Here is a 23157-nt window from a genome sequence, read left to right as displayed (position 1 = left end):
ATTTAAAGATGGCTACAGAAAAGAAATTTTGGTTTGTTGTTGGATCGCAAGCACTATACGGTGATGAGGCATTAGAGCAAGTGAAGTCAGACGCACAGGTAATGACGACATATTTAAATGAACAGGCTGATTTGCCTTTTAATATTGAATTACAAACACAATTGGCAACAACAGCGGATGCTATTACAAATATTATGAAAGAAGCAAATTATAGAGATGATATTGCAGGTGTTATTACATGGATGCATACATTTTCACCAGCCAAAATGTGGATTAGAGGGACTAAACTCCTGCAAAAACCATTATTACATTTAGCAACACAATTCTATGACAATATTTCCTGGGAAAAAATTGATATGGATTATATGAATTTACATCAATCTGCTCATGGAGATAGAGAGTACGGCTTTATCAATAAAAGGTTGGGCAAACAAAATAAAATCATTTTTGGTCATTGGAAAGATAAAGCGACTCAAGAAGATATTAAGTCATGGATGCGCATCGCTCATGCTTACAATGAGAGTTTCAATCTTAAGGTGGCACGCTTTGGCGACAATATGAGAAATGTTGCAGTTACTGAAGGTGACAAGATAGAAGCACAAATCCAATTTGGTTGGACTGTAGATTACTTTGGAATTGGGGATTTAGTTGCATATATAGAAGCAGTCAAAGAAGAGGAAATTACAACTCTGTTTGCTGAATATCAGAATCAATATGATTTTGATTACAGAAATAATGATGAAGCACATTTTAATGATTCAGTTAAAGAGCAAATTAAATATGAAATTGCCATTAAACGTTTCTTAGATGCTGGTGGATACACTGCCTTTACAACAAACTTTGAGGACTTACATGGTATGAAACAATTACCAGGTTTAGCTGTACAACGTCTAAATGAACAAGGTTATGGATTTGCAGGTGAAGGTGATTGGAAAACAGCGGCATTGGATAGATTGTTAAAAATTGCTACAGACAATAAAGCGACTGGATTTATGGAAGATTATACGTATGATATGCGAAGTGATAAACAGCAAATTCTAGGTTCGCATATGTTAGAAGTTGATCCGACATTGGCAGCAACTAAACCAAAAATCGTCGTAGATTACTTAGGCATTGGCGATAAGAACGACCCAGCACGCTTGGTGTTCGATGGTCAAGCAGGCGAAGGTGTTGTTGTGACAATGCTTGATTTAGGTACTCACTATAAATTTATCGTTAATGAAATTACTGCCGAAACATTAACAGAGCCTGCTCCGAATTTACCAGTAGCAAGAGTATTATGGCAAGCAAAACCATCACTTGAAACAGGAGTGAGACGCTGGATTGAAGAAGGTGGCGGCCATCATACCGTACTTTCGTTGACGTTAAACTCGGCACAACTAGAGACGTTAATTAAGATGTTTGAAGCAGAGTATGTAGTGATTAAATAATGGATGAATTGTTGTGACATAGATGTATGCGAAAGGTAAAAAGAGGGTGAATGGGATGAAAACAAACAGTAAGGTGTCCAATAGTTTTATTTATTTCTTTGGTGCATTTGGTGGTATTCTATTTGGTTATGACATTGGTGTAATGACTGGTGCTTTACCATTTCTTAGGGAAGATTGGGGTATAGATAGTGGCTTTATTATAGGATTAATTACATCTTCAGTGATGTTAGGTGCTATTTTTGGTGGTATTTTAGCAGGTAGATTATCGGATAAATTAGGGCGTAGAAAAATGATTCTAATTTCCGCATTAATCTTTGTGTTAGGTTCGGTGTTATCCGGCATTGCACCACATCACGGCAATTATTTCCTAATTATTTCACGTATTATTTTAGGTTTAGCTGTAGGTGCAGCTTCGGCGCTTGTACCAGCATATATGTCTGAGATGGCACCAGCAAAATTCAGAGGTCAATTGTCTGGTTTGAATCAAACGATGATTGTATCAGGTATGTTGTTATCTTATATTGTGGATTTCTTGTTACGTGATTTACCGGTCGAATTAGGTTGGAGATTGATGTTAGGCATAGCCGCAGTGCCAGCTTTAATACTATTTTTAGGGGTATTAAAATTACCAGAATCTCCTAGATTTTTAATTAAAAATGGAAAGTTTGATGAAGCAAAGCATGTATTAATGAATTTACGAAAAGTGAAACAAGTTGATGCAGAATTTGAGGAAATTAGAAGTACGATTTTAACTGAGAATAAAGTGACAACAAATAATACATTAAGTACCTTATTTAATAGTAAATATAAGTATTTGGTAATTGCAGGATTGGGTGTTGCAGCTTTTCAACAATTTCAAGGGGCAAATGCGATATTCTATTATATTCCTCTAATCGTTGAACAAGCGACAGGTAATTCAGCAAGCTCGGCATTATTATGGCCAATTATTCAAGGCGTTATCTTGGTTCTAGGTTCATTACTATTTATTTGGATTGCTGATAAGTTTAATCGACGAACATTGCTCATGCTTGGCGGTACAGTGATGGGATTGTCATTTATATTACCTACAATTATTAATATTGTAATACCTAATGCTAACCCAATTATAATTGTGATATTTTTAAGTATCTACGTAGCCTTCTATTCATTTACATGGGCGCCATTGACTTGGGTAATTGTAGGGGAAATATTCCCGTTAACAATTAGAGGATTTGCATCAGGCGTTGCATCTTCATTAAATTGGTTAGGTTCATTTTTAGTTGGACTATTATTCCCGATTATGACGACACATTTTCCACAAGAAATGGTATTTGCGATATTCGGTATCATCTGTATTTTAGGTGTTATATTTGTTAAAAAATGTGTCCCTGAATCAAGAGGAAAAACATTAGAAGAAATCGAAACATTTTGTGGTACAGAAGAAAAAGTGAAACTTAATAATGTTAACGTTAAAGAAAGTTAATGTTAGCTAGTATAATGGCTTACATGTTAAAGTGCATGTTTAAGATTACAGTTGCAAAGATTGTGACTGTAATCTTTTTTTATTTATCCTAGATGAATGGGGGTATGCTATAGTTAAATTATTGAATGAAAGATTGAGTGCTATAAAATGAGTACTAAACATTATATTTAGGTGAGGTGAATAGAAATGGAGAAATTAGAAGCATTAAATTTAGATGAGAATGAACGACAAGTGCTTCAACAAATATTCAACAATCGCTATATTTCAAGGATTCAGATATCAAAAAATTTAGAAATCAATAAGGCAACGATATCTAACTTACTTAATAGATTAAAGCTTAAAAAACTCGTTACTGAAGTAGGACAGGGAGATAGTACTAAAAGTGGCGGTAGAAAACCGATTCTATTAGAAGTAAATAAACACTTTGGTTATACAATTTCGATAGATATAGCATACCATTCGATAGAAATTTTATATAGTTATTTTGATGGGGAGACAATGAAACATCAGTCTGTTCCTCTTGAAAGTAACAAGATGAGTGATATTATCTCAATGATTAAGCAATATGTGAATGCAGATGCATATTATGAAACAGAATTTGGCTTGTTAGGTGTAGCGATATCGGTTCATGGTATTGTTAATGAACAACAAGAAATTATTGATTTGCCGTTTCATGATTTAGAGGATATATCAATCGTCGAAGCGATAAAGCAAGTCACGAATGTGCCAGTTATATTGGAGAATGAAGCCAATCTATCGGCTATTTATGAGAGAGACTATCAAGGCAACCTCGAAATTAATAATCTGATATCTCTTAGTATACATAAAGGTATAGGGGCAGGATTGATCATCGATAAGAAATTATATCGTGGAAATGCGGGGCAAGCAGGAGAAATAGGCAAGACTTTGATTTCAAATGTTGCAACAGACGAACCCACATACCTTAAAATTGAAGATTTATGTTCACAAGAAGCAATTATTCAACACTTAACTAAACAACTCAACACCACAATGACAGTAGATAAAGTGAAAAAACACTATGTAGAAGGCGATTATACTGTCACTCAAACATTGGAATTATTCTGTAAGAGAATCGCTGTATTGGTGCACAACTTAAATTCACAAATGAACCCTGAGATGATTTATATCAATTGTCCATTAATCAATGAAATACCTGAATTGCTTGAAAAAATTAAACATGTGTCATGCAAATTTAATTCTAATAATAACAATGTAGCTATAACCTCTAATGTCCAATATGCGACATTAATGGGGGCAGCAATTGCTATTACGCAACAAATACTGGATGTTCATGATATAAAATTAAATTTCAAATAAATAATTTAGCCTTTTAACGATAATGTTAAAAGGTTTTTTATTTATATTAAGAAAGCGTTTACAAATATCGGCCGAAGTGATATAGTGATTAAAAAGTTAGTTAGTTTATTAAACTAACTAACCAAGTGGAAAACAGGAGGAATGAATCATGACATATTTTGATATTGAAAAAGTACAGTATGAAGGGCCGAAATCAACGAATCCATTTAGTTTTAAATATTATAATGCTTCAGAAAAAATTGGTGACAAAACGATGGCAGAGCATTTGAGATTTAGTGTAGCTTATTGGCATACGTTTACTGCTGATTTATCAGATCCATTTGGAGTGGGAGCTGCTATTAGAGATTGGGATAATTTAAATGATATGGATAAAGCAAAAGCGCGCGTATCTGCAATATTTGAATTTATGGAAAAAACAGGTATTGAATACTTTTGTTTCCATGACATTGATATCGCTCCTGAAGGAAAAAACTTAGAAGAATCAAATGAAAATTTAGATGTGATAGTTAAATTGATAAAAGAAAAAATGGATGAAACAGGTAAAAAATTATTATGGAATACAACGAACAACTTCACACATGAACGCTTTGTTCATGGTGCGGCTACATCATCAAACGCTGACGTATTTGCATATGCTGCCGCAAAGGTCAAAAAGTCATTAGAAATTGCGAAAACGTTAAATGCGGAAAACTTTGTATTTTGGGGTGGTAGAGAAGGCTACGAAAGTCTGCTGAATACCGATATGAAATTAGAGTTAGATAATTTAGCTAAGTTTTTTAAAATGGCTATCGCTTATGCAGAGGAAATTGGTTTTAAAGGTCAATTCTTAATCGAACCTAAGCCGAAAGAACCGACAACACATCAATATGATACAGATGTAGCAACGGCACATGCATTTTTACAAAAGTACAATTTAGATCATGTATTTAAATTCAATATTGAGGCCAATCATGCAACATTAGCGGGTCATTCTTTCCAACATGAACTAAGATATGCACGTGATAACCAATTGCTAGGCTCAGTAGATGCCAACCAAGGTCATCCTCAATTAGGCTGGGATACTGATGAATTTCCTACGGATGTCTATGACACTACACTTGCCATGTATGAAATTTTGAAAAATGGTGGATTAACGCCAGGTGGCTTGAACTTTGATGCTAAACCACGTCGTACCTCTTTCAAACAGGAGGACTTGGTATTAACACATATTGCAGGTATGGATGCCTTCGCTTTAGGTCTAAGAGTTGCACATCAAATGATTGAAGATAACTTTTTTGAAAATATAGTAAGTGAAAAGTATGCATCTTATCAAAGTGGAATTGGTCAAAAAATTCTAAACGGCGAAGTCACATTTAAAGAGTTAGAAAAATATGCTTTAACACTTACTGAAATTACAAATGAGTCGGATCATTTAGAAGTAATAAAGTCACAAATTAATCAATATATTTTAAATATTAATAGTAAAGGTTGATTGCGATGAACAATGTCATTGGTATGGATATTGGTACGAGTGGATTGAAGACAATTGTAGTTGATGAGTATGGACAAGTAATCGATAGTTATAGTGTTGAATATAAGACCGAACATCCACACACAGGATATAGCGAAATAAATCCGAATATTTGGTATGAAGCTGCTTTGGAAAGCTTAGCCTATGTCTTTGGAAAATATAAGTCCTCTGAAATAGCAGGACTTAGTTTTTCAGGGCAAATGCATGGTTTAGTGGTAGTCGATAAGCAAGGTGAAGTGATTAGACCGGCTATTTTATGGAATGACACTAGAACGCATAAAGAAGTCGAATGGATAAAATCTGAGTTAGGTTTATCGCTACTATTAAAAGAAACGCAAAACACAGTTTTAGAAGGATTTACTTTACCTAAACTTATATGGTTGAAAAATAATGAACCAGGGCATTATCAACAAATAGATCGATTTATGTTACCTAAAGATTATGTTGCTTATAAATTAACTGGCAATATTTTCACGGAACCATCAGATGCATCTGGAACAATAATGTTTAATGTCAAAAAGGGTCAATGGTCTACAACCATATTAGATAAATTAGAAATAAACCCACACATCTGTCCTGACATCATACCTTCACATGGCTATAATGGTGCGATAAAAGAATCGATTATGCAAAAACTAAATGTAAATGGTGATATAAAGGTTTATCAAGGTGGTGCAGATAATGCTTGCGGTGCTTTAGGTGCAGGTATTACTGATGCACAAAAGCGTTTAGTAAGTATTGGTACATCTGGAGTTGCATTAGCTATTCAAAATGATAAGACTTATGAAAATGACGGTAAGGTACATTACTTCCATCATTGTGTACCAGAACAAAAGTACATAATGGGTGTTACTTTATCTGCAGGTTATAGTTTGGAATGGTTGAAAAATGTATTGAATAGTAAAGAAAACTTTGATCATTTTTTAAAGGAAATCACATCATCTCAGAAAGGTTCAAATGGACTGTTATATACACCCTATTTATTAGGAGAACGTACACCTTATAATGATTCTTCAGTAAGAGGCAGTTTTATAGGATTAGATGCGAATACAACTATGGCAGATATGAAAAGAGCGGTGTTAGAAGGTGTAACTTTTTCAATAAAAGATAGTTTGGAAATTATCAAAAATGATGTACATGATAGTAGAGAAATTGTATCAATCGGTGGCGGTGCAAAAAATAAGACATGGTTGCAAATACAGGCGGATATTTTTGATACTGACATCACTACGAGAACAGAAGAACAAGGTCCAGCATATGGTGCGGCAATGTTAGCTGCGATGGGAGTGGGCTGGTTTGATTCTTTCAAAGAACTTAGCGCTGCTTGGATTGCATACAATGATTCCATATCAAGTAATAAAGCAGACGTTCAAGTGTATAAAGACATTTATAACGTATATACAGAAGTTTATGAGAATACACAAGCATTGTCGAAAAAGTTAGTTCAATTTAAGTAGTGTTAAGGGGATGGGAGCATGTCATCTTATAATAATAAGAAATTTATTTTTACAATTGCACTAATTGCTACATTAGGTGGTTTGTTATTTGGGTATGATACGGCAGTGATATCAGGTGCTGAACAATCGTTGCAACGTTATTTAACAGCTCAATATGGTAGTTTTATTCATGGAATGACAGTATCTAGTGCGCTCATTGGATGCGTAATAGGAGGGTTTTTATCTTCGTATTTTTCTAGTCGATTTGGCAGAAAACGATCGTTACAAATTGCAGCGATACTGTTTATTATCTCTGCATTATTGTCAGGTTACCCAGAATTTATATTTTTCGAACCAGGACAAGCCAGTTTAGGATTATTATTGACGTTTAATTTTTATCGTATATTAGGTGGAATTGGTGTTGGATTAGCGTCTGCGATTTCTCCAATGTATATCAGTGAAATTTCACCATCTTCTATCCGAGGTACATTAGTATCTTGGAATCAATTTGCAATTATTTTTGGTATGTTAGTGGTTTATTTTGTGAATTATGGCATAACGTTTGGTCAAAGCCAAGCGTGGATAGATCATGTTGGTTGGCGCTACATGTTTATGACCGCAGCAATTCCAGCTGTAGTTTTCTTTCTGTTATTATTTTTAGTACCGGAAACACCTCGATATCTGACATTAATGAATAAAAATGAAGCGGCATTAACTGTGTTGAACAGAATTTATAATTCAAAGAACCATGCACAAACAGTATTAAATGAAATATTGTCGACTAAAAATAAGACAAAGGATGTCAAAGCACCGTTATTTAGCTTTGGTAAAGCAGTAGTGATTATTGGTATTGTACTATCAATATTCCAACAATTTATAGGTATTAATGTTGCATTATATTATGCGCCGCGTATCTTTGAAAATTTAGGTGCAGGAAGTAACGCATCAATGATACAAACAGTAGTTATGGGTCTTGTGAATGTTATTTTTACAATCATTGCAATCATATATGTTGATAAATTTGGCAGAAAACCACTACTGATGATTGGTTCATTAGGGATGGCTATAGGTATGATAGGAATGAGTCTGTTAACTGCAAATGGTGCTTTCGGAGTAATTACGTTAGTGTTTATGGTTGTCTATACGGCATCATTTATGATGAGTTGGGGACCGATTATTTGGGTGTTATTGTCTGAAATATTCCCTAATAGAATTAGAAGCTCAGCTATGGCTATTGCAGTAGCAGTACAGTGGTTAGCTAACTTTACGATCACATCTACTTATCCATTTATGATGGATATCAGTGGAACGATGACATATGGATTCTATGCTTTAATGAGTATACTATCAGGTATATTTATTTGGAAATTTATCCCTGAGACTAAAGGTAAGACATTAGAGCAAATAGAAGCAATATGGAAATCATAAATTTTATAAAGTGAAATATTAATTTGTATGCTTCAGATAAATGATAACCTTCGTTTATATCTGAAGCATATTTTTATGCTTTTTAAATACTAAAATAATATGAATTGACAAATATTGTATAAAGATTATGCTTATTTATAAGTTGATTAAAAATTCAAAGGGGAAGAAGGGGTAACAATGATGAATATTGGTATTGTTGGTGCAGGGAAAATTGTTAAAGAAGCATTGCCTGTATTGGAACAAGTTTCAGACGTTGTGTTTCAAAGTATTGTCACGACGGGAAGAAATCCACAAAATGTTAATGAATTACAAAAGCAATTTAATATCAAAGAGGTATATGAAAATTATACTCAATTTTTAGAGGATGAAGATTTAGAGGTAGTCTATATTGCCGTGCCGAATCATTTGCACTACTATTATGCACAGCAAGCGATAGAACACGGTAAACATGTCATTTGTGAAAAGCCTTTTACACTTACCAAGGTAGAACTTGAAACATTAAAAGAACTCGCAGAAGCGAAACAAGTGATTATTACAGAAGCAATCACGAATCTTTATTTAGGCAATTATGATGTCTTGAAACATACACTCCAAGAAATTGGAGATATCAAGCTTGCCCAGTTTAACTATTCTCAATACTCTTCAAGATATGATAATTTTAAGCAAGATATCATTCAACCAGCATTTAATCCAGAAATGGGTGGTGGCGCGTTAATGGATATCAATGTCTATAATGTCCATTTAGCAGTGGGGTTATTTGGCAAACCTAAGGGTGTTGCATACTTTGCAAATGTTGAGAAAAATATAGATACATCAGGTATCTTGCAATTAGATTATGATAATTTAAAAGTAGTCTGTATCGGCGCAAAGGACTCTAGTTCTGATAATCATTCCTATATTCAAGGTGATCAGGCAACGATACACATTGAAGGTCCAACGAACGAATTACAATCATTTGAAGTGAATCACATTGGTGGCGGAACACAGCTTTACCAATTAAACCAATTTGAACATCGTATGCATGAGGAATTTGTAAAAATAATAAAAATGATTCAGGATAAAGATGATGTCTTAGCTAAACGTCAATTAGAACATAGTATAGCTGTCGTTGAAGTCCTAGAGTCAGCATTAGACAGTGCAAATATAACAATTGGACCTTCAAAGTCATAATCAAATACAATAATTATCATTAATAACATAAAACTAAGGTAGTTTACTTTCAATATCGAATGAACACTATATCAATCATAGATATGTGCTTACATTCAATAGTGAGGTAAACTACCTTATTCATTTTCATTATTTAATTGTTTAAGATATGTTGGTGAATTTCAGCTTCAATATCTTGATAAACACGCATGAATGGTATATTCGTCTGTAATGCAGCGCGTTTAACATCTTCAAATTCTGGTTTCGCTTTAATAATTTGGTTGTTTAATAAACCTAGCTTTACTGTAATAACACCATATTTTGTTGTTAGTGATTGGAACTGTCGAACTAGAGTTTGGCGTTGAATAGTGCTACTGCGCACGCCTAGTGTTGTAGTGTGCTGTAATAGATAGTCTTCAAATTCTGCAGCATCTTCAATTCTACAGATCATTGTAATTAATGTAGCTGGGCGACTTTTTTTCATAATTATAGGTGCGTAATATACATCTAAAGCCCCTTTGTTGAATAAAGCTTGTAGCAGAAAACCAAGTGATTCTGCAGTCATATCATCAATTTGACATTCTAATTGTTGAACGAAATTGGGTGTAGCATCTTTAGTTGTATTAGTAGTATTTAGTGACACTTTATTTTCTGTAAATTCAATTACTCTCACAATGTTAGGGAAATCAAAGTCCTTGTTACCGCCACCATAGCCGATACGATTTATTGTCAGATTTGGCATAGGTCCTATATCCTTTACCAACGCTTTGATAAACCCAGCCCCAGTTGGTGTAGTTAATTCTGCAGCAACATCGAAATGTGCAAGTGGAACACCAGTTAATATTTCAGCAGTCGCTGGGGCAGGAATGGGATAAATACCATGAGCAATATTAATTTTTCCATGACCAGTCGGGATAGGAGAGGCATAGAGATTATCAATTGCTAAACTTTCTAAAGCGAGACAACTGCCAATGATATCGATAATTGAATCCATTGCGCCTACTTCATGGAAATGTACGTCATTAACATCCATGCCGTGTATTTTTGCTTCAGCTTGTGCAATAACCTCAAAGACACTGATACTGCGTTCCTTTACACGCTGTGGTAAGTCACTATTGTTAATAATTTGATATATATCTTTTGCTTTACGATGATGATGCGCTTCTTCGAAATCAATTGCTAACGTCAACGCTTGTATACCTTTCTTGTCCTTTTTAGAAAAGTGCAATTCAAAATGATTTAACGGAAGTGACTTTAACTGATCGATAATATAGTTTGCATCTGCCCCCAAGTCCACCAATGCTGAGAGAAACATATCACCTGCAATTCCTGCATGACAATCTAAATAAAGTGATTTCACCATAGCGATTCCTCCGTTTGTTGTTCTTGTTCGAGCATGTGGATCAGCATGGCTGCATTATATCCACCACCGAAGCCATTATCTATATTTAATACACTTGTACCAGGTGCACATGAATTAATCATTGCCAGTAATGTGGTAATACCATTTAAATTTGCGCCATAGCCGATACTAGTTGGTACGGCATAGACTGGATGGTCTACTAGGCCTGAAATAACACTAGATAATGCACCTTCCATGCCAGCGATAACGATAGATACTTTGCAATTACGAATGGTTTCAATATGATCAAATAAACGATGGATACCAGATACACCAACATCATATACTCGTTCAATTTCTGTTCCCATGACTTGAGCAGTCAGTGCTGCTTCTTCAGCGATAGGTAAATCAGAAGTTCCAGCACAGATGATGGCTGCCTTGTATGTTGATTTAGGTATAGATGCAATCGGTGTTGTTAGCACTTTAGCTTGTTCATAATATTCAAGTCGTGGATAGTGATTTAGGACATGGTTCGCTTTATCTGCGTCAATTCTTGTTACTAAAATAATTTCTTTATTTGATAATAATGTTTGAATGATGTCAGTTATTTGCTGTGCAGTTTTTCCTTCACCGAATATAACTTCTGGAAATCCTTGTCGATGTTTGCGATGTAAATCAACCTTTGCAAAACCAATATCATTATATTGCTTCAATTGTTTCATAGCCGATGCTACGGAGAGTGTATTAGACTGTACCGCCGTCAAAAGGGCTTCAATAGTTTTCTCGTTTTCAGTCATTTATAGACCACCTTTTTGCAATTTAAGATATGTGATAATCAGTATTGATTACTTCGTTCATACTACCTGTACGATAACCTTCTAAATCAACTGTGACATAATCGAAACCAAATTCCTTTAAGTGTAAGGCAATTTCATTTCTATGTGTTATAACTGTTTGTATCGCTTCGTCATCTACTTCAACTCGTGCAATATTATTATGATATCGAACACGGACATGCTCAATTCCGAGGCTGGCAATATATTTTTCGGCTTCGTTCACTTTATTGACTTTACTAAAGGTTAATGGCTCACCATATGGAATACGTGAAGCAAGGCTACATAGTGCTGGCTTGTTCCACACTGGAAGATGGTATTGCTTGCTAAGTTTACGAATTTCATCTTTATATAATGTAGCTTCTTGTAATACACTACGAACATTAAATTCGGTTCTTGCCTTTAGTCCAGGTCTAAAGTCAGCTAAATCATCCATAATCATCCCATCTAGCACATAATCAAAGCGATATAAGTCACGTAACCGTTCGAGCTCACCATACAGTAGACGCTTACTGTGATACCAACTTTCAGGTGTGTTTTTAATAATATATGGATCCTCTAATTCTGCAATTTCAGTTTCTATAATTTCTACATTTAAAGACTTTCCTAATGTTCTTGCTGCATTAAATTCTTCCTCTCTGAATAATTCGGATTTAACGATTACACCTTTAACATTGTACTTACCTAAGACATCTATGGCTTTCTTTAAGACGAAACTACTATCTACTCCACCTGAAAATGCAACTAAAACAGTACCTAGTGGCTTTATAATTTCTGTTAACTTTTGGTCTTTTTCTATAATTGTTTGTTGGTCCATCATTGTTTCCTCCTCAGTATAATTACTCAACGTATGGAATTGTCAATGGTCCTAAAGGCATAACACCAATAGTCATATCAGGGCCATATTTTTCTCTCAGTTGAGCTAATGTTTCCTTAATATCATTTACTGGATGTAACATAGCATCTGTAGTTTGTTGGGCGGTAAGTGTTGAATAGAGATATACATCAGCAAATGTTTGAATAACGGCTTGCTTTTGTACTTGCCATTGGTCTAGCATTCCGAATTTAGGGTCATTTATCATATCCAATAACCCTTGAGGCGAATCTGCCATTTTTAAAATTTCAGCGAAGTTACCGTGGTTTGGGTAACCATCACTGCATTCAGAGAACATAATAATACTGCCACCTTCTTTAACCACTTTATGTGCAGCGCTCATCCCTTTAACTGTCTGATATAAATTTTGATCTAAAGGATAACCAGAATTCGAAGCAATCACTACATCAAACCGTTCTTGGCATTTAAACATGGCGTGTGATTTTGCATAATTACATCCAACATCATGTGCTTCGTATAGTTCACCAGCAAAAACAGCAGTGATATCTTTAGATTTATTTAAAGTGACATTGAGCATGAAATCCGGTTTACACATTGCATTAATTTCCCGGGTCATATCTTGTACTGGATTGTCTGCCATATTGCCCCATGTGGATCGCATATCTCCAATCATTTTAGCGTTATGGAAGGTCATTATTGTTTCAATACCAGCAATACCAGGCATGATTCCCTTAGGGCCACCTGAGAAACCGGCGAAAAAATGTGGTTCGATAAAGCCTGTAACTATTTTAAAGTCAGCCTCGACATAATCTTTATTTAAATATACATCACAACCATATTTACTATGACCCACTTTCTTTAAACTAGACTTGTCATTACAATGATTATGTACGATATTTACTGAGTCTACGATATCTTCGCCCAACATTTGAATCAGTTCTTCTCGGGTTTGATCTCTATGAGTTCCCGTGCCGTTAATAATGACAAAATTTTCTGTTGGAACATGCTTTAGACAATTCATAATCAAAGGAACAAGGATATGATTGGGGGTAGGTCTTGTGATATCACTAATAACAATTGCTACTGTCTGATTAGATTTAACCATTGTTGATAGTGGGGGTGTGCCTATTGGTGATGCTAATGCCTCTTGAATTACCTGTTCAGGTTGATTCAGAGCAGGTTGGTCAGTGGGTTCTATTCGAACTGTGTGATCAGGCAAATCTAATTCGACACTAGATTTGCCATATAATATATTGGCTTTCATTGGTGATGACCTCCTTATTTATCACAACAGGGTAATTCGTTGCGATTTATGTTTATGAGCTATCATTAGCACTATGTTTTGGAATAGAAAAAGGTAGAGACAATATTTTTGGTTATTCCTTGTAAAAGTTGTTCCGAAATAGCGAGTGTATCAGCCAATGATTTTGGTCCATTGACTAAACTAAATGCGCTTAGAATGCCGTGCTCGTGAAGCTTTTCTATAGCAATATCTACGGTGCCTCCAATTAAGATGACTGGGACATTAAATCGTTGTGCGCATCGTGCAACCCCTATGGGTGTCTTGCCATATAAACTTTGATGGTCAATCTTTCCTTCACCCGAGAGTATTAAATCAGCATCAGCTAAATAGGAAGTTAATTTACTGTATTCAATTACAACGTCTATACCATTACGAAATTCACACGGGAAAAAGGCTTTAAAAGCACCACCCAAACCACCTGCTGCCCCCGCACCAGGGAAATCATGGATATGAATATTTACCTGTGATTCAACGATATTAGCAAAATGTAATAAATTATTATCGAGAAGTTGTAATTCTGTATCCGAAGCCCCTTTTTGTTTACCAAAGACGAACGAAGCCCCTTCAGGTCCAACCAATGGATTGTTAACATCACTAGCGATAATAAAGGATGCTTTAGCAATTCGATTATCGAATGTAGATAAATTAATAGAATCTAAATCTGCTAGCGACCCACCTCCAAATGAGATTGCATTACCTTGTGCATCTAAGAGTTGAGCCCCTAATGCCTGTAACATGCCTGCACCTGCATCATTTGTAGCTGAGCCTCCAATTGCTAATATAAATTGTTGGTATCCTTTATTTAATGCTGATAATATCAATTCCCCTGTACCATATGTTGTTGTTTCTAAAGCATTGAGTTGCGATTCATTGAGGTGTCTGAGTCCAGATGCTTCAGCCATTTCCACTATACAAGTTTCACCATCACCTAATACACCATAAGTAGCCTGTACCTGTTCACCTATAGGTCCAGTAACAGATTCCGTAAATAGTTGACCATTGGTAGCATTGATAAGTGCTTCCATAGTTCCTTCACCACCGTCGCCCATTGGTAATGACTGCACTGTGGCATTAGGATAGAGTGAGGTGATGCTGTTGTGCATTAACTTTGTAACTGTGGTAGCAGACATACTACCTTTAAATGAATCGGGTGCGAGTATGATATTCACATGCAAACCCTCCTTGAAAACGTTTACTATTGTTTGTTATTCTATTGTATCGATTTTAATTGTCAGAAAATAGAGTTAAAATATACAAATATAAAGCATATATTTTGTATATAAATGATAGGTTGTGAGTGCATGGAAATATTAACTGAGGAAATAGCGGCATTGATTGTAGAGGAAACAGTAAATCGCACAGGCAGTAATATTAATATAATGAACTATAACGGAGAAATTCTTGCTTCATATAATAAAGAAAGAATAGGGACGATACATTATGGAGCGAAACGTGCTATTGAACTAGAACAGACTATTACTTTAACTGAGGCAGAGTGTAAAGAATTAGAAGGTACACAACCAGGTATCAATTTACCAATTATTTTTCAAAATGAGATTGTGGGCGTAATCGGGTTAACAGGTAATCCTGCACAGTTAACACAAATTGCAGATGTAGTTAAGATGTCTACAGAGCTATTGTTATCACAAAGTTATTTTACTTATGAATTAGAAGGTAATATTCGTAGTCAAGAGTTACTAATTGAGGAACTACTTAAGGGCGAACCTTCGAAGACGTTTATTAGATACCTAATACAACAATTAAATGTAGAATTATTAACATTACGGAAATGTATTATCATTAATATAGAAAAGCAAATATTTTCAAAAAATAGTATCGTTCGTATGCTTTCTACGAGAATGAATAGACAATCGTTTGTAATCGCATTTACTAATTATAATCGCATTGTCATCTTAATCACTGATGATGATAAGACGAAGTTAAATGATAAAACAACCCAAATATATCAAGTGTTTACTCAATTGAATTTAACCATTGAAATGGCATCTAGTCTTGTATTTACGAGTTTAAATGATTTTAAAAAAGCATATGAAGAATGTGAATTAGTATTTATGTTAAATGAACATGAGCGAGCAGTTGTATCATTTGAAGATGTTGAAGCACAAACATTGTTATATCAAATTAATAAGGAAATTAGAATGCGTTATAGAAAAAGAATATTAGCCGATATTGATAATCAAACGATTGAAACTTTACAGTCGTTTTTCGAGCATAATTTGAATATTGCACAAACTGCTAAGGCCTTGTATATTCACCGCAATACTTTGTTGTATCGTTTAGCAAAATGTCAGCAAATCACTGGACTTAATCCAAGAATATATAATGATGCTGTTAAGTTACAACTTGCGATGTGGTGTTAATAAGTCGACTATACATACATAATCTTAGGTTAACAGCTGATAGATGTATTCCTACAATAACCTTATATAAGTTGAACATGAAAAGTGTCTTAGCTGTTATAGATTTGTTCGCTATAACCAATGATTAAATAAAAAACTGCCGACACATGTATAAAGCATTGTCGGCAGTTAAAGTATGATATAAATGGTTTAAAAATCTTGTGATGTCGTTTCTATTTCCGGTTGTTTTGCTGGAGCACGTTTGGTCTTTATCAATATATAACTCGTATTTAAAATGACAAAACCTAATCCAATAAATGCAGATATACGTGTATCTGGATTGAATAACATACCAATTACGACCGCTAATAACATAATAACTGTAATGATGTTTGAATAGGGCGCAAAAGGCATCTTAAATGGGTGATCTTTTATTTGTTCCTTTTTACGGAAGCCAATATGACTTAGCAAGATTGCAAACCATGGTACAAATCCTGGAATTACACCTGCACTGTAAACATAAACGAACAGGTTCGTATCCTTACCTAAGATTAATGGCAAGACAATACTTAATACTACGCCGCCAACGATTCCACTACATACAGCAATGACTGCGTAGTGGGGGACGCCATTCTTGTTGACTTTCTTAAAGATACGTGGCGCTTGGTCTTGTTCAGCTAGTGTATACAATAATCGACTTGTACTAAAGATGCCTGAATTACAACCAGACATTGCAGCTGTAATTACAACAAAGTTTATAATGGCTGCCGCTGCAGTAATTCCAACTTTGGCAAATGTTAATACAAATGGTGAACCAAGAGAACTTATTTCATCCCATGGATAAACTGAAACAATAATAAATATTGAACCGATATAAAATATTAGTATTCGGTAAACTACACTATTGACTGATTTTTTAATCGTTGTTTGTGGATCTTTGGCTTCTCCAGCTGTAGTACCAATTAATTCAATTCCAACATAAGAACCAAATACAATTGAAAGTGAGAAGAAGAATCCACTGAAACCATTGGTGAAGAAACCGCCATTAGACCAAAGGTTGGTGATGCCAACTGGATTAAAGCCATTTCCAAAACCAAAAATGATAATACCTAAACCAGCTACAATCATTAAGATGATAGTGATTACTTTGATTAAAGCAAACCAAAATTCAAATTCACCAAACCATTTTACAGAAATTAAATTGGCCGATAATAATATAATAACCGCAATTAACCCTGGTATCCAAATTGGTAAATCTGGCCACCAGAATTTCATATAGGTGCCGACTGCAATGACTTCACTCATCCCGACGACTATCCAGTTAAAAATACTACTACTTGCTGTTATGTATCCAAACGAAGGGTGAATGTATTCAGTCGCAAACTTAGCAAAAGAGCCAGTCTCCGGATATGTATATACCATTTCTCCAAGCGCTCTCATAATTAAAAATACAAATATTCCTGCTATCATATATGAAATTAATACCGATGGACCAGTCCACTTTATGGTACTTGAAGCTCCCATAAATAATGCAACCCCTATGGTTCCCCCTAAGGCTATCATCTGTATCTGTCTAGATGATAAATCTCTTTTTAATTCAGTTTTCATAAGAATTCTCCTGTTTAATTTATTTATATAATTATTAACTTAATAAACCCCTTTGGAAAGTTAATGTAATTATTATATCATTTGTTAAAGATATTAATCTAATATTGATATGTAATAATATGAAAAAATTACTGAAAATTTTGATTATATAAAGGACTAATGTACGTGTATTATAGTGAATTTTGAGAATCTAACAGTTTATATTCTGTAAAACAATAAATAAATATAATTCGATATCCGTATTAGACTATAGAAAGATTATTTAGAATAAAAGCTAAAATCACTTTACAAAATTACTAGCAATAAATATAATTAAATTAAGTTATTGCTTAATAATTCTATAATTTAATTATAAATATTTTTAAGACGAAACGTTTCTATAGCATATATCAGCACAAATAATATACCGGTATTGAATTGTTGAGTAATGACAATCAAGGGTAGATGCATTTATTCCTGAATTTTATAGATTTATGAGGAGGTATGCAGTATGTAAGCATATGATTCCTATAATTGTAGTTATTTAATTAAATTAGTATTTTGATAATAGATATTTTGTACGAACTGAATATTTATTCCTCAAACGTTATGAGTTGTAAAGATAACAAACCTGCCACTTCTTCCCAATTCTAATGATTATATGTGATTTATCATTTGTTATTTTTAACTCTAGCTGGTCATTTCCGAATGACAATACACTGAAAATTTTTAGACCACAAATGAATTCTATCTATTTAACTCACTCTATTTTCCATTTAATTTAACTATCAGTTTTTAACATAAGATTTCATTTTTATAGATTGAACACTTAAGCGTAGCCTTGCTTACAGTGAATTAAATAAACGATAATTAAGTTAATTTAATAAGGTGATTTTCAAACTGAGAAACGATACATGATTGAGATCATTCAGGAAGTGACGAAGAACTGATAGAAGCGACCCAAGTAGTATGTAACTTACTACTTGGGTTTTTTTATGTAATTAAATGTCACGGTAAAAATAAATCTATTGTGTGAAAACTCATCTTTTTAGTTGTTATTCATCTGATAATGTGACATACTCTATAGAAATTAGTATAACATATTAACTATTAGAGGTGATTTAGTATGACACAATATATTTATGCATTTGATGAAGGTCAAAAATCAATGAAAGATTTACTTGGAGGTAAAGGTGCCAACTTAGCAGAGATGAAACGTATAGGTTTACCTGTACCAGATGGTTTTACGATTACTACAGAAGCATGTATTGAATATTTACAACATGGGTCGAAATTATCTGCTGAGTTATTATCAGAGTTAGATAACCAATTATCAGCATTCTCAAAGCGAACTTATAAATCATTTTCTGCAGATTCGGATTTACTATTAGTCTCTGTACGAAGTGGCGCAAAAATTTCTATGCCTGGTATGATGGATACAATTTTAAACTTAGGGTTAAATGATGAAAATGTTTTGACGTTGGCACGTAAGACCGATGATGCACGTTTTGCATATGATTGTTATAGAAGGTTGCTACAGATGTTTGGTGAAGTTGTTTATGATATTCCAATGGCGTCATTTGATACATATTTTGAGCAATATAAAGCTCAACATGGTTATCAAAATGATGCAGACATCCCTGCCGAAGGTTTACAAGAAATATGTGATTACTACAAGGATGTTTATTTAGATGAGGCAAATAAACCATTTCCACAAGAACCAACTCAACAACTTACTGAAGCGATTGAGGCAGTATTCAAATCTTGGGACAATCATCGCGCGAGAGTCTATAGAAATCTAAATGATATACCACATGATATTGGTACAGCAGTGAACATACAAGAAATGGTGTTTGGTAATAGTGGTGCGCGTAGTGGAACAGGTGTTGCCTTTACACGTAATCCTGTGACAGGCGAAGCAAAATTGTTTGGTGAGTATTTACTGAATGCACAAGGTGAAGATGTAGTTGCAGGTATTAGAACACCATTAGATATCAATGTATTAAAGGAGCAGATGCCAGAAGTTCATCAACAATTTGTAGAGGTATCACAAAAATTAGAAACGCATTACAAAGATATGCAAGATATTGAATTTACAATTGAAAATGAACAATTATATATTTTGCAAACACGTAATGGTAAACGTACGGCAAATGCAGCCATTCATATAGCAGTTGATTTAGTCAATGAAGGTGTGATTTCTAAAGAAACTGCTGTGCAAAATGTCGATGTTAAGTCAATAGATCAATTGTTACATCCTAACTTTGATGAAGTTGCACTTGCTGAAGCTACGGTCATTTCAAAGTCAGGGTTGCCAGCAAGTCCAGGTGCTAGTAGCGGGAAGATTGTATTTTCTGCAGAAGAAGCTAAAATCCAAGCTGAAATAGGTGAGAAGGTAATCCTCATGCGACCTGAAACATCGCCGGAAGATATTGAAGGTATGGTGGCAAGTGAAGCAATTGTAACGACACATGGTGGTATGACATCTCATGCAGCAGTTGTTGCTCGGGGTATGGGAAAATGTTGCGTCACTGGTTGTGCAGAATTAGAAATTAACATTAAAGACAAGGTGGTTTCTTATCCTGGAGGTAAATTGTTTGAAGGCGACGTTGTATCAGTGGATGGTGCAAAAGGTGATTTATATTTAGGAAAGGTCGCTACCATGAAAGCAGAACGTAGCGAAGCATTTAATCAGTTTATGCAATGGTCAGAAGAGGTGGCTAGATTAAATGTACGCATGAACGCTGAAACGCCACAAGATATCGAAGTCGGTTATCAATTTGGTGCCACAGGTATAGGATTGGTAAGAACTGAGCATATGTTCTTTGGTCCTGAACGTTTAGTAGAAATGAGACGTTTTATTTTAGCAGATAGTCAGGTATCTCGCATTTCAGCACTCAATAAAATACGTGATTACCAATGTGAAGACTTTGAGCATATTTTGAAATTATCTGGCGATAGACCTACGATTATTAGATTATTAGATCCTCCATTGCATGAATTTTTACCTCATTCTCAAGAAGAAAAGGTGAATGTAGCAAATCAACTTGACGTTACTGTGCCAGTACTTGAACAATATATCGGTCAATTAGAAGAAGTCAACCCGATGCTCGGTCATAGAGGATGTCGCTTGGCTATAACGTATCCTGAGTTATATGTTATGCAAGTAGAAGCTATTATAGGGAGTGCGATAAAGTTAAAACAGCAAGGTGTAGATACTAAACCTGAAATTATGATACCACTCGTATCCACAGTGGCTGAGTTTGAAATATTGAAACAACAAATTATTGAGTGTATCGATCGGTTACAGAATGAGGCTGATGTTTCCATACCGTATTTAATTGGAACAATGATTGAAACGCCTAGAGCGTGTCTCATTGCTGATCAATTGGCGAAAACATGTGACTTTTTCAGTTTTGGTACCAATGATTTAACACAGTTAACGTATGGCTTTTCAAGAGATGATGCAGGTAAGTTTATCAACCAATACACTGAACAAGGTATCTTAGAGATTGACCCATTCCAAACGATAGATATTGACGGGGTTGGGGCATTAATTAAATTAGCTGTACAACAGGCAAAGGAAGTAAATCCACAGCTTAAAATTGGCGTTTGTGGTGAATTAGGTGGAGATAGTAAATCAATAGCATACTTCAATCAGCTGTCTATTGATTATGTATCTTGTTCTCCTTTTAGAGTGCCAGGAGCCTTATTATCAACAGCACAAAGTGAAGTTGAAGGCGGTAGAATCAATGTCTAACGTACAAAATAACGGTAAGCTCATTATATTTGTGATTTCAGATTCAATTGGGGAAACAGCGCAGCGTATGATCCATGCAACACTGTCACAATTCCCAGATATTGCAGAAGTTGAAATTAAGAAATTCCCTTATATTAAAGGTGAAGAGGAATTACTTCGAATATTAGAAAGGGCAAACACACATGCAGCCATTGTTGTAACTACCTTAGTAAACCCAGAATTTAATCGTATAGGCCAATCCTATGCAGTAGAACATCACATTCCTTATGTGGATTATATGTCTGACTTAATTCATATTATTCAAAATCGTACACACTCAAATCCAATATTGGAAAGTGGTGCATTACGAAAGTTAGATGAGCAATATTTTAAACGTATAGCAGCGATCGAATATTCAGTGAAATATGATGATGGTAAACACTATGAAGCTATTGGCGAAGCGGATGCATTGATTGTCGGAGTGTCTAGAACATCGAAGACACCGCTCAGTATGTATCTAGCCAATAAAGGTTATAAAGTAGCGAATATTCCGTTAGTTCCAGAGGTAGAGATTCCAGATGAAGTATTTAATTTTAAAAATTTAAAGGTTTTTGGACTCACTACAAGTCCAGAGTATATTTTAAATATTAGAAATGAACGTGTTAAGGTTTTAGGTTTACATGGACCGACGAATTATAATAGTGTCGAGCGAATTAGAGAAGAATTGCTCTATGCAGAAGAAATTTTTGCTAAATTAAATGCTCGGGTAATCAATACAGAATATAAATCTATTGAAGAATCAGCATTTTATATTGAACAATTTTTATAAAATAATAGTTTGTTGGATAAATATTGGAAATATTAGGTGATTATTAATGTTAAATGGGTAAGGATATAATGCAACATTTAAAATAAATTATCACAAAGGAGTGGGTTTTATGTTGCAAAATGTCACACCATATTTATTTTTTAATGGAAACTGTAAAGAAGCGCTAGACTTTTATAGTAAAGCGTTAGACGGAAATATAAAGGGCATAATGACCTATGGCGAAGCTAATGAAACGTCAGCAGACGATCCAGACCGTATTATACATTCGCAATTAGATATTGATGGTCAAACATTTATGTTGTCTGATATTCCGAAAAATGACCAAGCGGCTATAAAGGATAGAAATGTTTATATTGTATTAGAATTTGATAGTGAAGAAGCTGTAACAACGGCCTATGAGCAGTTAAAGGAAGACGCCCAAGTTTATATTGAACTTGCAGATATGTTTTGGGGTGCAAAATATGCCAAACTAGTTGATAAATACAATATTGGTTGGGATTTAAATTACACATATCCACAAAATGAACAATAAAATAATGAGATAACTAAGTTGACGGAAATCATGTTTTTGATTTC

General features: G+C 34.5%; 17 protein-coding genes. 11 read left to right on the top strand and 6 right to left on the bottom strand.

The features are described from left to right. Window positions 1–8 precede the first annotated feature (8 nt). The 7 genes from araA to SH09_RS15480 all read left to right on the top strand — a co-directional run bounded on the left by araA (window position 9) and on the right by SH09_RS15480 (window position 9774). Window positions 9–1430, top strand: coding sequence for an L-arabinose isomerase (araA, locus tag SH09_RS15510; protein ID WP_042740495.1), 1422 nt, complete (start codon window positions 9–11; stop codon window positions 1428–1430). A gap of 55 nt (window positions 1431–1485) precedes the next feature. Beyond that, window positions 1486–2892: a sugar porter family MFS transporter gene (locus SH09_RS15505; protein WP_042740494.1), complete on the top strand. Its 1407-nt coding sequence runs from the start codon at window positions 1486–1488 to the stop codon at window positions 2890–2892. Between the two features lie 231 nt (window positions 2893–3123). Next, entirely contained in the window at window positions 3124–4230 is a 1107-nt protein-coding gene (locus SH09_RS15500; RefSeq protein ID WP_186823871.1) for an ROK family protein, read from the top strand. A 148-nt stretch (window positions 4231–4378) separates the two neighbouring features. Beyond that, window positions 4379–5701 carry a xylose isomerase gene (gene xylA / locus SH09_RS15495; RefSeq protein ID WP_042740492.1) on the top strand — a complete coding sequence of 441 codons (1323 nt, stop codon included), beginning with the start codon at window positions 4379–4381 and terminating at the stop codon, window positions 5699–5701. A gap of 5 nt (window positions 5702–5706) precedes the next feature. Then, a complete protein-coding gene (gene xylB, locus SH09_RS15490) occupies window positions 5707–7197 on the top strand; it encodes a xylulokinase (RefSeq protein WP_042740491.1) in 1491 nt (496 codons plus the stop codon). Between the two features lie 18 nt (window positions 7198–7215). After that, window positions 7216–8604 carry a D-xylose transporter XylE gene (gene xylE, locus SH09_RS15485; protein WP_042740490.1) on the top strand — a complete coding sequence of 463 codons (1389 nt, stop codon included), beginning with the start codon at window positions 7216–7218 and terminating at the stop codon, window positions 8602–8604. Between the two features lie 180 nt (window positions 8605–8784). Then, window positions 8785–9774, top strand: a complete 990-nt coding sequence (locus SH09_RS15480; RefSeq protein ID WP_042740489.1) for a Gfo/Idh/MocA family protein — start codon at window positions 8785–8787, stop codon at window positions 9772–9774. A 133-nt stretch (window positions 9775–9907) separates the two neighbouring features. On the opposite strand, the gene larC is transcribed toward SH09_RS15480, so the two are convergent. The 5 genes from larC to SH09_RS15455 form a co-directional block, all read right to left on the bottom strand. Next, window positions 9908–11116, bottom strand: coding sequence for a nickel pincer cofactor biosynthesis protein LarC (larC, locus tag SH09_RS15475; RefSeq protein WP_042740488.1), 1209 nt, complete (start codon window positions 11114–11116; stop codon window positions 9908–9910). Then, the gene (gene larB, locus SH09_RS15470; protein ID WP_042740487.1) at window positions 11110–11892 is read right to left on the bottom strand and encodes a nickel pincer cofactor biosynthesis protein LarB; all 783 of its coding nucleotides are present in this window, start codon (window positions 11890–11892) and stop codon (window positions 11110–11112) included. The genes larC and larB overlap by 7 nt, the downstream gene beginning before the upstream one ends. A 22-nt stretch (window positions 11893–11914) precedes the next feature. Continuing rightward, the gene (gene larE, locus SH09_RS15465) at window positions 11915–12745 is read right to left on the bottom strand and encodes an ATP-dependent sacrificial sulfur transferase LarE (RefSeq protein WP_371130092.1); all 831 of its coding nucleotides are present in this window, start codon (window positions 12743–12745) and stop codon (window positions 11915–11917) included. Between the two features lie 22 nt (window positions 12746–12767). Next, window positions 12768–14027, bottom strand: coding sequence for a nickel-dependent lactate racemase (gene larA / locus SH09_RS15460; protein ID WP_042740485.1), 1260 nt, complete (start codon window positions 14025–14027; stop codon window positions 12768–12770). A gap of 71 nt (window positions 14028–14098) precedes the next feature. Beyond that, window positions 14099–15235, bottom strand: a complete 1137-nt coding sequence (locus SH09_RS15455; RefSeq protein WP_042740484.1) for a glycerate kinase — start codon at window positions 15233–15235, stop codon at window positions 14099–14101. Between the two features lie 132 nt (window positions 15236–15367). Here SH09_RS15455 and SH09_RS15450 point away from each other — a divergent pair, with 132 nt between their 5' ends. Beyond that, entirely contained in the window at window positions 15368–16447 is a 1080-nt protein-coding gene (locus SH09_RS15450) for a CdaR family transcriptional regulator (protein ID WP_042740483.1), read from the top strand. Between the two features lie 189 nt (window positions 16448–16636). Here SH09_RS15450 and SH09_RS15445 read toward each other — a convergent pair whose 3' ends face one another. Further along, complete coding sequence (locus SH09_RS15445; protein ID WP_042740482.1) at window positions 16637–18034, bottom strand: amino acid permease; 1398 nt, start codon at window positions 18032–18034, stop codon at window positions 16637–16639. Window positions 18035–19139: 1105 nt separating this feature from the next. On the opposite strand from SH09_RS15445, the gene ppdK reads away from it, so the two are divergent. From ppdK to SH09_RS15430, 3 genes are all read left to right on the top strand, one after another. After that, window positions 19140–21773, top strand: a complete 2634-nt coding sequence (ppdK, locus tag SH09_RS15440; protein WP_042740481.1) for a pyruvate, phosphate dikinase — start codon at window positions 19140–19142, stop codon at window positions 21771–21773. Beyond that, on the top strand, window positions 21766–22581 hold the full coding sequence (locus SH09_RS15435) for a pyruvate, water dikinase regulatory protein (protein WP_042740480.1): 816 nt from the start codon (window positions 21766–21768) through the stop codon (window positions 22579–22581). The genes ppdK and SH09_RS15435 overlap by 8 nt, the downstream gene beginning before the upstream one ends. Before the next feature lie 109 nt (window positions 22582–22690). Further along, window positions 22691–23113: a VOC family protein gene (locus tag SH09_RS15430; protein WP_042740479.1), complete on the top strand. Its 423-nt coding sequence runs from the start codon at window positions 22691–22693 to the stop codon at window positions 23111–23113. The last annotated feature ends 44 nt before the right edge of the window (window positions 23114–23157 follow it).

It is taken from the genome of Staphylococcus gallinarum (assembly GCF_000875895.1).
GTDB lineage: Bacteria > Bacillota > Bacilli > Staphylococcales > Staphylococcaceae > Staphylococcus > Staphylococcus gallinarum.
Note: the sequence above shows the minus strand (reverse complement) of the source record. Positions and strands in the feature narration are given on the sequence as shown.

Bases quoted from the DNA above. Each gene is read 5' to 3' on its own strand.
- araA (WP_042740495.1), top strand. From the start codon at position 9: ATGGCTACAGAAAAGAAATTTTGGTTTGTTGTTGGATCGCAAGCACTA.
- SH09_RS15505 (WP_042740494.1), top strand. From the start codon at position 1,486: ATGAAAACAAACAGTAAGGTGTCCAATAGTTTTATTTATTTCTTTGGT.
- xylA (WP_042740492.1), top strand. From the start codon at position 4,379: ATGACATATTTTGATATTGAAAAAGTACAGTATGAAGGGCCGAAATCA.
- xylB (WP_042740491.1), top strand. From the start codon at position 5,707: ATGAACAATGTCATTGGTATGGATATTGGTACGAGTGGATTGAAGACA.
- xylE (WP_042740490.1), top strand. From the start codon at position 7,216: ATGTCATCTTATAATAATAAGAAATTTATTTTTACAATTGCACTAATT.
- SH09_RS15480 (WP_042740489.1), top strand. From the start codon at position 8,785: ATGAATATTGGTATTGTTGGTGCAGGGAAAATTGTTAAAGAAGCATTG.
- larC (WP_042740488.1), bottom strand. From the start codon at position 11,116: ATGGTGAAATCACTTTATTTAGATTGTCATGCAGGAATTGCAGGTGAT.
- larB (WP_042740487.1), bottom strand. From the start codon at position 11,892: ATGACTGAAAACGAGAAAACTATTGAAGCCCTTTTGACGGCGGTACAG.
- larE (WP_371130092.1), bottom strand. From the start codon at position 12,745: ATGGACCAACAAACAATTATAGAAAAAGACCAAAAGTTAACAGAAATT.
- larA (WP_042740485.1), bottom strand. From the start codon at position 14,027: ATGAAAGCCAATATATTATATGGCAAATCTAGTGTCGAATTAGATTTG.
- SH09_RS15450 (WP_042740483.1), top strand. From the start codon at position 15,368: ATGGAAATATTAACTGAGGAAATAGCGGCATTGATTGTAGAGGAAACA.
- SH09_RS15445 (WP_042740482.1), bottom strand. From the start codon at position 18,034: ATGAAAACTGAATTAAAAAGAGATTTATCATCTAGACAGATACAGATG.
- ppdK (WP_042740481.1), top strand. From the start codon at position 19,140: ATGACACAATATATTTATGCATTTGATGAAGGTCAAAAATCAATGAAA.
- SH09_RS15435 (WP_042740480.1), top strand. From the start codon at position 21,766: ATGTCTAACGTACAAAATAACGGTAAGCTCATTATATTTGTGATTTCA.
- SH09_RS15430 (WP_042740479.1), top strand. From the start codon at position 22,691: ATGTTGCAAAATGTCACACCATATTTATTTTTTAATGGAAACTGTAAA.